At 62.7% G+C, this 15467-nt stretch carries 11 protein-coding genes; 4 read left to right on the top strand and 7 right to left on the bottom strand.

Features of this window, described 5'->3' with window-relative positions:
* Positions 1-97: 97 nt before the first annotated feature.
* The 7 genes from ACXWUF_RS07555 to aceE all read right to left on the bottom strand — a co-directional run bounded on the left by ACXWUF_RS07555 (position 98) and on the right by aceE (position 10922).
* Positions 98-3568, bottom strand: coding sequence for a hypothetical protein (locus ACXWUF_RS07555; protein ID WP_458494060.1), 3471 nt, complete (start codon positions 3566-3568; stop codon positions 98-100).
* Positions 3569-3570: 2 nt separating this feature from the next.
* Positions 3571-4989, bottom strand: a complete 1419-nt coding sequence (gene lpdA, locus ACXWUF_RS07550; protein WP_458494059.1) for a dihydrolipoyl dehydrogenase — start codon at positions 4987-4989, stop codon at positions 3571-3573.
* Positions 4990-5016: 27 nt separating this feature from the next.
* On the bottom strand, positions 5017-5607 hold the full coding sequence (locus ACXWUF_RS07545; protein WP_458494058.1) for a Uma2 family endonuclease: 591 nt from the start codon (positions 5605-5607) through the stop codon (positions 5017-5019).
* Between the two features lie 29 nt (positions 5608-5636).
* Positions 5637-5861 (bottom strand): hypothetical protein, encoded by a 225-nt coding sequence (locus tag ACXWUF_RS07540; RefSeq protein WP_458494057.1) that lies wholly within the window; start codon positions 5859-5861, stop codon positions 5637-5639.
* Between the two features lie 92 nt (positions 5862-5953).
* Entirely contained in the window at positions 5954-6418 is a 465-nt protein-coding gene (locus tag ACXWUF_RS07535) for a hypothetical protein (protein WP_458494056.1), read from the bottom strand.
* Positions 6419-6441: 23 nt separating this feature from the next.
* On the bottom strand, positions 6442-8124 hold the full coding sequence (gene aceF / locus ACXWUF_RS07530; protein WP_458494055.1) for a dihydrolipoyllysine-residue acetyltransferase: 1683 nt from the start codon (positions 8122-8124) through the stop codon (positions 6442-6444).
* Between the two features lie 104 nt (positions 8125-8228).
* Positions 8229-10922, bottom strand: a complete 2694-nt coding sequence (gene aceE, locus ACXWUF_RS07525) for a pyruvate dehydrogenase (acetyl-transferring), homodimeric type (protein ID WP_458494054.1) — start codon at positions 10920-10922, stop codon at positions 8229-8231.
* A gap of 278 nt (positions 10923-11200) precedes the next feature.
* Between aceE and ACXWUF_RS07520 the strand changes: the two genes are divergently transcribed.
* From ACXWUF_RS07520 to lptG, 4 genes are all read left to right on the top strand, one after another.
* Positions 11201-11527 carry a PilZ domain-containing protein gene (locus ACXWUF_RS07520; protein WP_458494053.1) on the top strand — a complete coding sequence of 109 codons (327 nt, stop codon included), beginning with the start codon at positions 11201-11203 and terminating at the stop codon, positions 11525-11527.
* A gap of 211 nt (positions 11528-11738) precedes the next feature.
* On the top strand, positions 11739-12941 hold the full coding sequence (locus ACXWUF_RS07515; RefSeq protein ID WP_458494052.1) for a cytochrome P450: 1203 nt from the start codon (positions 11739-11741) through the stop codon (positions 12939-12941).
* Positions 12942-13165: 224 nt separating this feature from the next.
* Positions 13166-14308, top strand: a complete 1143-nt coding sequence (gene lptF / locus ACXWUF_RS07510; protein ID WP_458494051.1) for an LPS export ABC transporter permease LptF — start codon at positions 13166-13168, stop codon at positions 14306-14308.
* The gene (gene lptG / locus ACXWUF_RS07505) at positions 14305-15375 is read left to right on the top strand and encodes an LPS export ABC transporter permease LptG (protein WP_458494050.1); all 1071 of its coding nucleotides are present in this window, start codon (positions 14305-14307) and stop codon (positions 15373-15375) included. The genes lptF and lptG overlap by 4 nt, the downstream gene beginning before the upstream one ends.
* The last annotated feature ends 92 nt before the right edge of the window (positions 15376-15467 follow it).

Below are 15467 nucleotides of genomic sequence, written 5' to 3'. Positions count from 1 at the left end.
TTTAGTTGGGGTGGTGCTTCAGCGGAACCCATCCTGCCACCCGGCCTGTTGTGATGGGTTCCGCTGAAGCTCCACCCATCCTATGGGGGCGGGATTTTTAGGCGGGATAAGCCCCGAGCAAATCCGCGCCGATGGTGCCCTTGAGGCTGTCGAGGTAGGCCGGCGACTGGATGTTTTCCAGCGTGGCCCGCGCTTGTGCCAGACGCCCGGCGATGTCCATGCTCACGGCGACATCGCGGTGGGTCTCTTGGCCGAGGAAGCTCTCCAGGTCGCGGCAGTGCCGCTCCCAAAGCGCGATGTCGTGCTGCTGCTTGGCTTCCAGCCGCCACCGATACCAGTCGGAATTGAGCAGGTACTCGCGGCTGAACATGGAGCGGATCGACGGATCGTGGGCATCCTTACCTTCATATTTGCCGGTCGCCATGATGTACAGCAGCGCCTTGAGCGGCGGGCAGGCGTCGTCGATGCTGCCGTCGTCGAGATAATGCTGGGCCGCCTGCTGCTGGGCCTCGATGATGTTGTTGACGCCATCGACGAACACCGCCAAGTCCTGGGTTTCCGGCTTGAGGATGGATTCATCCATCGCCACCGCCGGGTTGTCGAAGATTTTGCCCATGAAGGCCGCCACGAAGCGGTCGGTGATGCGGTAGCCGAGCCGACTGGCCAGCACCCATTGGCCCCGGTACTCGAAGTCCTGCAAAGGCTCCAAGCACCCATGCTGAATGAGGTAGGCGGGGTCACGCTCCTCCTCCTCCAGCCGCGCCCAGATTTCCGGGATCAACAGGCTGATGTCGTGGTCCACCCGCAGGTTCGGGCCGATGTAGCCCGCCGCGCTGGAGAAGCCCGCGTAGCCGGTGACGATGAACGACACCAGGGCGTTGTTCAAATCGGCGGTGGCCCGCAGCGCGTTGAACGGCCCTTTGGTCAAGGCGCCTTCGCTGCCCGCGCCGGTGGTGGACGGCGACTTGCCGGTGACGCTGCACACGAAGTCCATGAACAGCTCGGGCAATTCCTGGTAGTGGATTGGGTTGAACACCGCCAGCGGACGGATGCCTTTGCCGGGGGGATTGTTGCGGCGTCCGGTCAGCACGGCGTTGACGGGCGTCACCAGCGGCTCGCCCAGCGGCACTTGGCGATTGATGCGCGTGCCCATCTCGGCGATGTAGGTCCGCATGGGCCGCTGCAAGTCGGGCCGGATTTGCAGATAGCGCGGGTTCTGGCTGGGCTTGCCCTTGATGAGGCGCGGGTTGGCGGAGGACACCACGTATTGCTTGCCCTGCCCTTCCTCATGCGCCGCCTGCAACAGGTTCAGCATGGGCGCGGTGTACTTCTGGAACTCCACCACGTCCTCGACGATTTCCGCCAGCTTGTCGCCGACCAGCGGCTCGAAGTTGGCGATGAAGTTGTCCGGCTGGGCCATGTCGAACTCGGTCTGCTTGTCGAAGCCGCGATGGATGGCGTCGTCCGGGCGCTGGAACAAGCGGTATTCGCAGTTCTTCACCAGCTTGACGCTGGGATTGTTGGACATCGGCGAGATATTGGGCAGCACATCCCGGCTCACCACCACGGAGGCGCTGATGTCGTCCTCCATCTGCACCTTCTCGGCGGCGATGAAATCCTGCCGCACCTTGTAGGTCCGCCAGTTGCCCGACTTGGAGAGGCCCACCCGCAGATAGGACGCCACCAGTTCGCGGCCATCCAGTTTCAGGGCGTGGCCCGGCTTGCCGTTGATGACGTCCACGGAGAAGTGGGTGCGCCAGTCGTCGGCCCATCCCGGCTTGTAGAAACGCTTAATCATCAACACCTGGGACAACACATGGGGCGGGATGGTGTCCAGCCATTTGTTGTAATCGTCGGTGTGTACCGGCGAGGGCGTCAACAGCTTGATGACCGAACCCAGGCTGCGCTCGGGGCTGAGCGGCGGGCGGTTGGGGTCGCGTTCCTGCTGTTGATACTCGGGCCGGAAGCGGTCGGAATAGTCCCGGTTGAAGATTTCGGCCACTTGGTTGAGGTCGTCCTCCAAGTTCTGCACGAACACCGGCCCGTAAATGACCGCGTCGTCGCTGGACTTGGAGATTTCCGACTTGCCGCCGCCGGACACCGTGCAGGGCTTGTGGCAGAACACGCCCTCGGCGTGGATGCCGATCAAGCGCCAGGACGGCGCCGCCGGATGCTTGCGCATCTCGATCTTGTAGCCGTTGGGCTGCATGTAGGTTTTGCCGGGCCGGAGGCGAATGGTTTGCTCACCGTCGGCGTTGGTCCAGCGGATGGCCTGAGTCCGCAAATCCATCCGCAGGTCCAGCGGCACGTAAATCAGGTCGGGGAAATGCTTGTCGATGGCGTAGCCCTCCGGCTTCACGTCCATCACCGAGCCGTAGTTCTCCACCAGCCGCTCGAAGGAATACAACTCAGGATTCTTCCGGGTGCGGCTGTCGGCACCGTATTCCTCGCCGTGGTTGCGGGACTGGAAGGCCAGGGCGCCGCCCGCGTGTTCCTCTTCGGCGAGGCCGAACAGGTTGGCGGAATAGCTGATCTGGGTCTTGACCTCTTTCTTGCCGTAGCCGTAGTAGTTGTCCGCCAGCACCGTGACCATCACGCCGCGCTTATCCCGCGCCGTGATCTTGAAGGCGTTGCCGTCGTTGTAGCATTCGCTTTCATCCTGCCAGCACATGCCGTCGGCGCGTTGGCGCAGGGTGGCCTCGTCGTAATGCGGCAGGCCCAATGCCTTCTTGGTCAAGCGGACCAAATGCGGCGCGAAGATCATGCAGCCGGTGTGGCCGGTCCAGTGGTCCACGTCCAGGGCGGCGTCGTTTTCCGGCAGGTTCGGGTTGCCCGCGTTGCCGAAAATGCTTTCCAGGAAGTCCAGGTTGCTGACCAGATTGCCGGGCGCGAAGCAGCGGATTTCCATGCTCTTCTCGGCCTGCACGCCGGGCACTTCCGGGCACACCACCGGGCGCAGCAGCAGCGACACGAACAGCTTGGCCGGGTTGGTCTGGTTGGCCGTGAACGGCAGGCGCAGCAGCTCCTCCGGCGGATTCAGGGCCGACGCCAGCAGGCGGGCGAAGGCCAGCTTGGGCACGGACTTCTTGTCGCCGGGGATGGGCAGGCCACCCTCGGCGATGTGGAACGAACCCTGCGTGGTGCGGCGGTCGTTGGCCGGGTTGTGCAGGATGCCCTGCCGGACCCGGTAGCTGGACACGATGTCGGACTTGAACTCGTCGCTGTCGAACGGCAGGGAGAGTTCCCGCGCCACGCCGTAGCGGTCCAGCACCACGCTGTTGGCCGGCAGATGAACCCGACCGTCAGCGCCGATGTCGTCCAGGTAGCCATCCAGAAAGTCCTGAATACGCCGATCCACCGGGCACAGGTGGTTCGCCAACAGGCGGTTCTTCTCCCGGTAGCTTTTCAGCAAGTCCTGCGCGATGGACATGAACTCGTCATCGCCGGCACGCGCCGTGGGTTGGCCGGTGGAGGACAGCTTCAGGTTGATGTAAAGCTGCAAACGCCGCCGTTCGGCTTCGGGGTCTTTGTGCTTGGCGCCTAGCCCTAAGGATCGTTCGATATTCATTATTACTTCTTGATGTACAGGTCGGTGATTGAGCCTTCGATCATTTCAGCCGAGAAGGCGAAAGTCTCCGACAGGGTGGGATGGGGATGGATGGTCAAAGCGATGTCCTCCACGTCGGCGCCCATTTCCAGCGCCAGCACGGCTTCGGCGATGAGCTCCCCGGCATTGGGACCAACCATGCCAGCGCCGAGGATGCGTTTGGTGTCCTTGTCCACCAGGATTTTGGTCAAGCCTTCCCGGCGCCCGATGCCCAGCGCCCGGCCACTGGCGGCCCACGGGAACACGGCTTTTTCGTAGGCGACGCCTTGGGCTTGGGCCTGGGTTTCGGTCAGGCCCATCCAGGACAGTTCGGGATCGGTGTAGGCCACCGACGGAATGGTCAGGGCTTGGAAGGCCGAGTGGTGCCCGGCGATGACTTCCGCCGCGACCTTGGCCTCGTGGGTGGCCTTGTGGGCCAGCATCGGATTGCCCACCACGTCGCCGATGGCGTAGATGTGCGGGACGTTGGTGCGCTGGCGGTTGTCCACCGGGATGAAACCGCGCTCGTCCACGGTCACGCCCGCATTTTCTGCGCCGATGAGCGCCCCATTGGGACGACGGCCCACCGCCACCAGCACCCGGTCGAACAGTTCGGATTCCGGCGCGCCCTCGCCTTCAAAGAAGACCCGCAAGCCCTCGTCCTGCGCCTCGATCTTCGTCACCTTGGTCTTGAGATAAATGTTCTCGTACCACTTCTTGATGCGCTGGTGCAGCGGCTTCACGAGGTCGGCGTCGCAGCCGGGGATAAGCTGGTCCATCAACTCCACGACGGTGATGGCCGCGCCGAGCGCGTGGTAAACCGTCGCCATTTCCAGGCCGATGATGCCGCCGCCGACGATGAGCAGGCGCTTCGGCACATCGGCCAATTCCAGGGCACCGGTGGAGTCGATCAAGCGCGGGTCGTCGTGGGGGAAGCCGGGAATCTTCACCGGCTGCGACCCGGCGGCGATGATGGCGCTGTCGAAGCTGATGGTCTTTTCACCCTCGGGGGTTTCCACCGCCAGCGTCTTGTCGGAGGTGAACCGGCCCGTGCCTTGCACCACTGTGACGCCGCGCTGCTTCGCCATGGACGAAAGGCCCATGGTGAGGGTCTTCACCACCCGGCTTTTGTGGTCGCGGACCTTGTCGATGTCGATTTCAGGCGCACCAAACTTGACGCCGGTGCTGGCGCTCTCGGCGGTCTCGTGGATGATCTGGGCCGTGTGCAGCAAGGCTTTGGACGGGATGCAGCCGACGTTGAGGCAGACGCCGCCGAGGGTCGGGTAGCGCTCCACCAAAACGACTTTCTTGCCCAGGTCGGAGGCCCGGAAAGCGGCGGTGTAGCCACCGGGACCAGCGCCTAAGACCAAAACTTCGGCGTGCAGGGAGGGGGTTTCGCTCATGCTGGGGTAATCCTTGAGTAGTGTGAGTTAATTAGCGAGTTCCGTGCCAGGCGGGGCGGGTAGCGCCACATCCTCGAAAATCGCGGCTAAGGGTGCCCGGCATTCCAGGCTGATAAATTCCGCCTCGTCCTCGCCCGCGTAGGGGTAAAGCACCCAATGCCCGGTGACATCGCGCCGGAACACATCGACCGTTTGGGCGTCCGGGTCGATCAGGACGTATTCTTGGAGGCTGTCGAGCAGGCGGTAAGTGGCGAATTTGCGCCCGTGGTCATAGCGGGCGGTGGATTCCGACAGGACTTCGGCGATCAGGCTGGGATAACGCTTGAATAGGTCGGTGCCCTGGTCGCGGGGGTCGCAGGTGACGAACACATCCGGGTAAAAAAAGGCATCGGCGGCTTCGACCTGGAGTTTCATGTCCGCAATGTAGGTTCGGCAGGGCGTGCCGCGCAGATGGGTTTTCAGCCAACTGGCGACGTTAAGCGCGACAGTCACATGGGCATCTTTCACCCCGGCCATCGCGAATACTTCGCCGCGCACATACTCGTGCTTGGTGGCTTGGTCAGCCTCCCAGGCCAGATAATCGTCGGCGGTGAAGAAGCGTTGATGGGCGACGCTCATGGCGACCTCCGCGAGACGTTTGCGAGGAATCAGGCCGCTTGGCTGCCGAAGGGATAAATAGCGCGGAGGGATGGCGGCAGATATTCAACAGGAAACGTGCCCCGGCGAATCGCGCCCAAGTGCCACCACCACTTCTCCAGCGGTTGGGCGGGGTTGTCTTCAAGTAGGTCGCCGTCGATATAGGGCAACTCTAGAACATAGTCCAAAGCTTCTTCATCAAGAGCCGCCAGCTTTTCTAATTGACTAGGGGTCAAACCCAAGTTTTCGACAAGCGCGTCCCGTTGTTGCCTGACACCTGGCGCGGTTCCCTCGGCCAGTCCGTATCGCACAGATTCCCGATACCAGATCAAAGTGTCGTTTTCGTCAATTCTCCTAGGGATATCCATGGTGTGAACCCTCTGCCGTCATGATTGTAAACACTCACCCGTTGCCCATCGGGGGCAATGATTGCGATGCGACCAAGCCGGTTTGAGCGCACGGCGAAGCGGCTATCGGGTCTAGGCCGTGCTTCCAGCATGGCATCCGGTGCCCGCAAGACCGCTTCAAACCATTCATTCAAGTCGTTTTCGCATCCAAGCGCTTCGCCTTCCACATACCTGCGTTTCAGATATTTCAAGGTCAATCCATCGACCGGGCGCTTGGACTGTATTTCGCGAATCAAGGCCGACACTTCCGGCAAATGAGCAAACGGTGCGAACTCATCCAAAGTTATTCGGGTCATCGTTCCGGCTTTGAATACCCGAATTCCCCAATTGCGTTCCCGCAATGCCTTGGAGATAGCCAGCGCGGCTTGATAGCTTTCGGATTCCATAGGCGCATCGGAACCCGAGCGCCTTACAAAAGTACCCGCCGCAAATCCCCCAGCAGCCCGCTCAGATGCACCGCGAACCGCGCTCCCTGCGCCCCGTCGATGACCCGATGATCGTAGGACAGCGACAAGGGCAGCATGAGTCGCGGCACGAACTCCTTGCCCTGCCAAACCGGCTTCATCTGCGACTTGGACAGCCCCAGAATCGCCACCTCCGGCGCGTTGATGATGGGCGTGAACGCCGTCCCGCCGATCCCGCCCAGGCTGGAAATGGTAAAGCAGCCGCCTTCCAGATCCGGGCCGCGCAGCTTCTTGGCCCGCGCCTTCTGGCTCAGGTCGGCCAGTTCCGCCGACAAATCGAAGACGCTCTTCTGATCCGCGTCGCGAATCACCGGCACCACCAAGCCTTCCGGGGTATCGACGGCCACGCCGATGTGGAAGTATTTCTTGAGGATCAATTCCTGACCATTCGCCGCCAGCGAGGCGTTGAAGTTGGGATACGCCTTGAGCGCCGCCACCAGCGCCTTGATGACGAACGGCAGGAGCGACAGCTTGATGCCCTTCTTATCGGCCTCGGCTTTCAGCGACTTGCGGAATTCTTCCAGGTCGGTGATGTCCGCCTCGTCGTACTGGGTGACGTGGGGGATGCCGACCCAATTGCGGTGCAGGAACGGCCCGGAAATCTTCTGGATGCGCGACAAGGCCAGGGCTTCCACCGCGCCGAACTTGCTGAAATCGACCTCCGGGATGGGCGGCAGTACGAACGCGCCCCCCACTGCGGCGGGCGCCGCCGCCGGTTGCTCGGCCCGCTTGAGGCTGTCCTTGACGAACTGCTGGATGTCCTCCTTGAGAACGCGGCCCTTGGGTCCGCTGCCTTGGATGCGGTCGAGATTGGCACCCAACTCGCGGGCGAAACGCCGGATCGCCGGGCTGGCGTGGGCCGGAACCTTGCGTCCGGCGGTGGATTCAGTGGCGGGCGGCTCGACAGATTTGGGCCGTTCGGGGGCGGCTTGAGCGACGGGCGGCTTGACTTCGGGCGCTGCCGGTGCGGGTGCCGCTTGCGGAGCCGGGACGGGCGCGGCGCCTTCGTCCGTGGTTTCCAGCACCAGAATGAGCGCCCCCTTGTTCACCTTGTCGCCGGGCTTGACCTTCACCGACTTGACGACGCCGCCGAACGGCGCGGGCACTTCCATCGCCGCCTTGTCGCTTTCCAGGGTGATGAGCGAATCTTCGGCCTTGACCGTATCGCCCGGCTTGATCAGGACTTCGATGATCTCGATGTCCTTGAAATCGCCGATGTCGGGGACGCTCACCTCTTGGTCCACCGGACCCGCCGCCGGAGCCGACGGCGCTGCGGGCGCGGCGGCGGTCGGCGCGGGGGCTGGCGGAGTTTCCGGGACCGCCGCCGCGACGGGCGCGGGGGCCGGTTGGGCGGGTTCCGGGGCTGGGGACGGCGCGGTGCCCTCCTCCGCCAGTTCCAGCACCAGGATGGCCGAACCCTTGTTGACCTTGTCGCCGGGCTTGACCTGCACGGCTTTGACGATGCCGCCAAATGGCGCGGGCACTTCCATCGCCGCTTTGTCGCTCTCCAGGGTGATGAGTGAATCCTCAGGGCTAACGACATCGCCCGGCTTGACCAGGACTTCGATGATTTCGATATCCTTGAAATCACCGATGTCGGGAACTACGACTTCTTTTTCTGCTGCCATTGATATTCCTTGTGTGGATTTCAGACGTAGGGTGGGCGGGCGCCCACCAATTCGATGCGTGGAAATGGTGGGCGTGGAATCACGCCCACCCTACCGTCTTGCGTTCAGACCGTGACCGGATTGGGCTTCTCGGGATCAATGCCGTATTTCGTCATCGCCTCCGCGACCTTGGCGAGCGGTATCTCGCCCGCGTCGGCCAGGGACTTGAGCGCCGCCAGCGCGATGTAATAGCGGTCCACCTCGAAGAACTTACGCAGTTCCGAGCGGCGGTCGCTGCGCCCGAAGCCATCGGTGCCCAACACGCTGTAGGCACGCGGCACGTACTGGCGAATCTGGTCGGCGACGATCTTCATGTAGTCGGAGGCCGCCACCACCGGACCCGGCTCGGCGCTTAAGGATTCTTCAACGTAGCTGACGCGGCGCGGCTGGTCGGGATGCAGGAGGTTCCAGCGGTCCTTGTCTAGCCCATCGCGGCGCAGCTCGCTGAAGCTGGTGACGCTCCACACGGTGGAGGCGATGCCGAATTCCGACTTGAGCAAATCGGCGGCGAAGATCGTTTCCCGCAGGATGGTGCCGCTGCCCAAGAGTTGAACCTTGGCCGCCGCGCCCGCATCGCGGAGTTTGTACATGCCCTTGACGATGCCTTCCTTCGCGCCTTGCGGCAGTTCGGGATGGGCGTAGTTCTCGTTCATCACGGTGATGTAGTAGAAAACCTGCTCGCCGTTCTGGTACATGCGCCGCAAGCCGTCCTGCACGATGACCGCCAGCTCGTAGGAGAAGCAGGGGTCGTAGCCCACGCAGTTCGGAATCGCCGCCATCGCCAATTGGCTATGGCCGTCCTGGTGCTGCAAGCCCTCACCCGCCAGGGTGGTGCGGCCCGCCGTGCCTCCCAAGAGAAAGCCCTTGGCCCGCATGTCGCCCGCCGCCCACATCAAGTCCCCCACCCGCTGGAAGCCGAACATGGAGTAATAGATGTAGAACGGGATCATCTGCACGTTGTGGTTGCTGTAGGCCGTGCCGGCGGCGATCCACGAACACATGGACCCCGCCTCGTTGATGCCCTCCTCCAGAATCTGGCCGGTCTTGTCCTCGCGGTAGTACATGACGCTGCCGGAGTCCTCCGGCTCGTACAACTGGCCGACGGAAGAATAGATGCGATATTGGCGGAACAGGCTGTCCATGCCGAAGGTGCGGGCCTCGTCGGGCACGATGGGCACCACGTAGCGCCCGACCTTGTGGTCCCGCAACAGCAGGGTCAGTATCCGCACGAAGGCCATGGTGGTGGACATGTCGCGGTCCTCGCTGCTTTTCAGCAGCGGCTCGAACACGCTGAGGTCCGGCACCTGGATGTGCGGCGCGTCCAAGCGGCGCTGCGGCAGATAGCCCCCCAGCGCGGCACGGCGTTCTTTGACGTAGCGGATTTCCGGGCTGTCCTCCGGCGGGCGGTAGTACGGCACCTCGGGCAGCCGGTCGTCGTGGACCGGGATGTTGAAGCGGTCACGGAAGGCCTTGATGGAGGCGTCGTCCATCTTCTTTTGTTGATGAGTAGTCATACGGCCTTCGCCCACCGGACCCATGCCGTAACCTTTGACGGTCTTGGCGAGGATCACCGTCGGCTGGCCGGTGTGCTGCGAGGCCGCGTGATAGGCCGCGTAGACCTTGTTGAAATCGTGGCCACCGCGATTGAGGCGCCAGATGTCATCGTCGGACATATTGGCGACCATCGCCGCGAGTTCTGGATACTTGCCGAAGAAATGCTGGCGGGTGTAGGCGCCGCCCTTGGCCTTGTACGACTGGTATTCGCCGTCCACCGCCTCTTCCATGCGCTTCCTGAGCAAGCCCTTGGTGTCCCTCGCCAGCAAAGGATCCCAGCGGGAACCCCAGATGACCTTGATGACGTTCCAGCCGGAACCCCGGAATTCCGCCTCCAACTCCTGGATGATCTTGCCATCGCCGCGCACCGGGCCATCCAGCCGTTGCAGGTTGCAGTTGATGACGAACACCAGGTTGTCGAGCTTCTCGCGGCCCGCGAGTCCGATGGCGCCCAGGGATTCCGGCTCGTCCATCTCGCCGTCGCCGCAGAAGGCCCACACCTTGCGGCCAGCGGTGTTGAGAATGCCCCGGTCTTCCAGGTACTTCATGAAGCGGGCCTGATAAATCGACATGATGGGACCAAGGCCCATGGACACGGTGGGAAACTGCCAGAAATTGGGCATCAGCCAGGGATGCGGGTAGGACGACAGCCCTTTGCCCTCACCGGCGATTTCGGCGCGGAAATGGTCGAGTTGTTCCTCGCTCAAGCGGCCTTCGATGAAAGCGCGGGCATACACGCCCGGCGCGGCGTGGCCCTGGAAGTACACCAGGTCGCCGCCGGAATCCTTGGACGGAGCGCGGAAGAAATGGTTGAAACCCACGTCGTAGAGCATGGCCGACGAGGCGAAGCTGGCGATGTGTCCGCCGTATTCGCTGGACTTGCGGTTGGCCCGCACCACCATCGCCAGGGCGTTCCAGCGGATGTAGGCGCGGATGCGGTCCTCAATGGCGCCATCGCCGCCCGGCTGCGGCTCCATGTGCGGGGGAATGGTGTTGATGTACGCAGTGTTGGCCTTGTAGGGAAGATTGATCCCGGAGCGGCGCGCCTGATCCACCAAGCTTTCAATCAGGAAGTGGGCGCGTTCCACGCCCTCGGCTGCGATGACCGCTTCCAGGGCGTCCAGCCACTCGCGGGTTTCTTCGGGATCGGTATCGCCGGAAGCGGGCACGGCGAGGGCGTTATGGGCGGAATTCGAGACTGCCATAGGTTTTAGGATTCCTTTTAGCTGAAAGAGGTCATCTGTCTGGGAGGACGCGATTATAGTCAAGCGCGTGGGACTCGGAAACGATTCGGCGAATTCGCCGGGTGATTGTTCGCGATTCGCGAAAGATAAGCCCGCGAGTTCCGCGATAGTGGCTTTTCGCGGATGAACAATGCCGCCGCGATGCCCGTCTAACAAACAAGCGCAAGGCGGCTCGCGCTGCTTTGTTGGTCCTTTGAGCCATCCATCACCCGAGAATTCAACCGTTCATTGTTATGGCCATGTACCGACCATCCAACCCCTTACTAAAAGACCGACGCAACGCCCCGCGCTCCGAATCCTCCCTGTCGGCCTACTTAATGACCCAGGCCGGCAGCCAATTACGCGGCGTGGCGACCAACCTGAGCCGCTCCGGTGTCTTCGTGAAAATCAAGATTCCGCCGGAATGGCTGGTGGGCGAATCCGCCCGGCTGGTGTTCGCCCTCAGCGACGGCAAAGTGGTGCGGCTGGCCCGCTACTCGGTGCTGATCGTGCGCGAAGCCGAGCAGGGCGTGGGCCTGGCGTTCTGGCGCTCCACGCGGGCCGCGCCGGCGCGGGGTGGGCTGTAATCACCAGTCTCATAGGATGGGTGGAGCTTCAGCGGAACCCATCGCTCCGGGCTGGGGGCATCATGGGTTCCGCGAATTTCCACCCATCCTATGGAGGGATTGATATGGTTTTTTATACCCGCCCATGGGCTGACGGGACATCCATAAAACCCCGTATTCACTGGCCCGGAAACAGGCACAATGCCCGTTTTCTATGCCAGGAATCACAACCATGTTCCGCATCGACCTCAACCACCCCGATTTCCTCGCCAATCCTTATCCCGTCTACACGAAGCTGCGTGAATCAGGCCCGGTGTTTTCGCTCATGCCCGGCATCTGGCTGGTCACGGCCTACGCAGCCGCCGACCGGATTCTGCGCGATCCCCGCCTGGGTCGGGCCTTTCTGATTGGCATCGAGCGGCGCTACGGGGCCGACGCCGTGAACGAGCCAGCCTTCCAGGTCGCCAACCGCTTCATGTTGCTGATGAACCCGCCCGAACACACCCGCCTGCGCGCCCTGGTGAGCAAGGCGTTCAGCGTCAAGCAAGCCCCGGAATTGTGGCGGCTGGCGCGGCGGGAAGCGCTGGCGCTGGTGGATGGTTTCATCGCACAGGGCGAGGCCGACCTGTTGGCCGAGTTCGCTTATCCCCTGCCCGTCCGGGTGATTTGCGCGTTGCTGGATATTCGGCTGGAGGACAGCCTGCTGTTTCAGCGGGAAACCCAAGCCCTGGCGAAGGTGTTCGAACTCAGCCCGATTTCCCGCGCCGACATCGACGCCGCCAACCACGCCGTCAATCTGTTCGATGCGTATTTCCGGGCGGTGTGTCGGGAACGGCGCCAACAGCCGGGCGGCGATTTGGTCTCTCTGCTGCTGCAAGCGGAGGAAGGCGACCATCGGCTGAGCGAGGATGAAATCGTCGCCAACATCATCCTGCTGTTCATGGCCGGGCACGAGACCACGGCCAACATGCTGGGCAACACGCTCCTGGGCCTGTTCCGCCACCCGGAACAACTGGCCTTGCTGCACGCCGACCCCGCCCTGCTGCCGCAGGCCATCAACGAGGCGTTGCGCTACGACACCTCGGTGCAAATCGCCGCCCGCACCGCGCTGGAAGACATGGACATCGCCGGGACGCCCATCCAGCGCGGCGATATGGTGTACATCAGCCTCGGTGCCGCCAACCGCGACCCGGCGGTGTTCCCGGACCCGGATGCTTTTCTGATTCAACGGCCCGAGTCCAGCCGCAAGCCCCTGTCCTTCGGCGGCGGCGCTCATTATTGCCTGGGGGCGCGGCTGGCCCGGATCGAATTGGAGACGGCGTTGGCGGTGTTGTTCGGGAAGCTGCCGGGATTGCGGCTGGCGGATGTGGAAAAACCGCGCTGGCGACCGACGCTGACGATTCGGGGGTTGGAGACTTTGCGGGCGGTTTGGTAATGGATAAGGTGGGAGCCGCGTAGGTCGGGCATGTACTCATGCCCGACGCCACCGCCTCGATTACAAGCGATGTCGGGCAGGAAATACCTGCCCGACCTACGGCGCTTGTCGTTCCGGTCGCGGTTGGAAACCGCTCCCACCGGAATCGGTGGCTAGCCAAGCCCCGGCAACAGTAAAATCCCCCGTTCCCGCAATCCCGCCTCCATTTTGCCGATTCCCACCCCATGAGTGCCCAAGTTCTGAGTTCCCCCCGTGGCGGACGCCGCCCGCTGTTCGCGGTCGTGGACCGCATGATCTCCCTCGAACTCTTCAAAACCCTGACCGCCATCCTGCTGGTGCTGGTGGTCATCATCGTCAGCCGCAAATTCCTCAACATACTCACCAAGGCCATCGAGGGCGACATCGCCAGCGACACCCTGTTTCAACTGCTCGGCCTGAAGACCCTCGCCGCCACGGGGCTCCTGATTCCCCCGGCGCTGTTCATGGCGATCCTGACCGTCATTGGCCGCATGTACCGGGACCACGAAATGTCCATCCTGGCCTCCGGCGGCATGGGCGCCCGGCGGCTCTACCGCGCCTTGAGCTGGATGGTGGTGCCGGTGTTCCTGCTGTCGGCCTGGCTGGCGCTGGCGGTCATGCCCTGGACCGAGCAGCAGGTGCAGGCATTGATGAAGCGGGACGAGCAAAGCGCCGACATCCGGGGCATCAAGCCGGGCCGCTTCAACGAGTTCAGCGCGGGCGACGTGGTGCTGTACGCCGAGGCCATGGACACGGCCAATGAAATGACCAACATCTTCGTCCAGAGCCGCCAGAACCAGAACACCGGGGTGGTCCTCGCCGAGCGGGGCCGACTGAAGCGCAACGACATGGACGAATACTTCGTGGTCTTGAACGATGGGCGGCGCTACCAGGGCATCCCCGGCCACTTGGATTTCGTCATCAGCGAATTCGAGGAATACGGCGTCCGCATCGGCAGTCCCGAGGAAGAATCCGCCGCCCAGAAGCGCGAGGCGGAGGACACCCTGGCACTCTGGACCAACCGCGGCCCCAGGGAATTGGCGGAATTGCAGAAGCGCTTGTCGATTCCGCTCGGCGTCGCCGCGCTGGCCCTTCTGGCCGTGCCCTTGGCGCGGATCGCCCCCCGGCGCGGGCCGTATGGCAACGTGTTCACCGCGCTTCTGATTTACATCATCTACGAGAACGCCCAGAAGATTTCCCAAGGGCTGTTGATGACCGAGAAAATCCCCGCCCATTTCAGCTATCTCACCATTTATGGCGTGCTACTGTTCGTCACCCTGGCCTTGTTCCTGAAAAACCTGGGCTGGCGCTGGGCCGTGCATTTCGTTAAAGGAGTTTTCGGGCGATGAGAACCATTGACCGCTACATCATTAAGGAAGTCCTCAAGGGGTCGCTCATCGCCTCGCTGGTGCTGTTGGCGCTGCTCAGCTTCTTCACCTTCGCCGACGAGCTGGGCGACATGGGCCAGGGCGATTATGGTCTCAAGGAGATTTTTCTGTATCTGGCCTACACCGCGCCGCGCAGCTTCTATGAGCTGCTGCCGTCCGCCACCCTGGTGGGCAGCCTGGTGACGCTGGGGGCGCTCGCCAATAACCGCGAGTTGATGGCGATGCAGGCCGCTGGCGCCTCGCGGGCCAGGATCATCCGCGCCGTGCTGACGGGCGGGCTGTTGCTGCTGGCGATTTCCGTCAGCATCGGCGAACTGGTGGCCCCGCCCGCCGAGCGCTTGGCTCAGACCATGAAGTCCATGGCCGTGAAGAAGCAGGTGGCCTCCCGCAGCAAATACGGTTTCTGGGTGCGCGACGGCAATGTGTTCATCAACATCCGCGCCATCAAAGAGCAAACCAACCTGGGCGACATCAATATTTTCGAGGTCGGCCCGGACCAAAAATTGGTCCTTGCCACCCACGCCAACCGGGCGATTTACAACGGGGAGCAATGGAAGCTGAAAAAAATCCGCATCAGCCGCTTCGAAACCGACCGGGTCGCCTCCCAGCACAAGGAGGCGGCGGACTGGTCATCGGTGCTGGCGCCCGATCTGCTCAACGCTTTTGTGATCCGGCCCGAGAACCTGTCGGCCTGGGAGTTGGCGAAATACATCGACTACCTGAAGGAAAACGGTCAGCAATCCCTGTCGGTGGAACAAGCGTTCTGGGGGCGCGTCGTCAACCCGGCGGTGACGCTGGTGATGCTGCTGGTGGCGGTGCCCTTCGTGCTGACCGTTAAACGCGAAGTCGGCATGGGCCAGCGCATCGTGGTCGGCGTGGTGATCGGGCTGGGGTTCTACCTGTTCGACAAGATGTTCAGCCACTTCGGGCTGATCTACGAAATGAATCCGATCTTCGCGGCGGTGTTCCCCACCAGCTTGGTGTTCTTGGGTGTGTTGGTGGGATTGTGGCGGATGCGGTCAGCGTGAAAGACCGCCTCGGTTTGTGAAACCGAGGCGGCCTATATGACAGGGATAGGACTTACGCAGCCCTTGCCATTCAATGGCTTAAAAAGTTCGTA

It is taken from the genome of Methylomagnum sp. (assembly GCF_054333355.1).
This window is presented reverse-complemented; position numbering and strand designations above follow the sequence as displayed.

Coding starts and splice junctions, on each gene's coding strand:
- ACXWUF_RS07555 (WP_458494060.1), bottom strand. CDS start 3,568: ATGAATATCGAACGATCCTTAGGGCTAGGCGCCAAGCACAAAGACCCC.
- lpdA (WP_458494059.1), bottom strand. CDS start 4,989: ATGAGCGAAACCCCCTCCCTGCACGCCGAAGTTTTGGTCTTAGGCGCT.
- ACXWUF_RS07545 (WP_458494058.1), bottom strand. CDS start 5,607: ATGAGCGTCGCCCATCAACGCTTCTTCACCGCCGACGATTATCTGGCC.
- ACXWUF_RS07535 (WP_458494056.1), bottom strand. CDS start 6,418: ATGGAATCCGAAAGCTATCAAGCCGCGCTGGCTATCTCCAAGGCATTG.
- aceF (WP_458494055.1), bottom strand. CDS start 8,124: ATGGCAGCAGAAAAAGAAGTCGTAGTTCCCGACATCGGTGATTTCAAG.
- aceE (WP_458494054.1), bottom strand. CDS start 10,922: ATGGCAGTCTCGAATTCCGCCCATAACGCCCTCGCCGTGCCCGCTTCC.
- ACXWUF_RS07520 (WP_458494053.1), top strand. CDS start 11,201: ATGTACCGACCATCCAACCCCTTACTAAAAGACCGACGCAACGCCCCG.
- ACXWUF_RS07515 (WP_458494052.1), top strand. CDS start 11,739: ATGTTCCGCATCGACCTCAACCACCCCGATTTCCTCGCCAATCCTTAT.
- lptF (WP_458494051.1), top strand. CDS start 13,166: ATGAGTGCCCAAGTTCTGAGTTCCCCCCGTGGCGGACGCCGCCCGCTG.
- lptG (WP_458494050.1), top strand. CDS start 14,305: ATGAGAACCATTGACCGCTACATCATTAAGGAAGTCCTCAAGGGGTCG.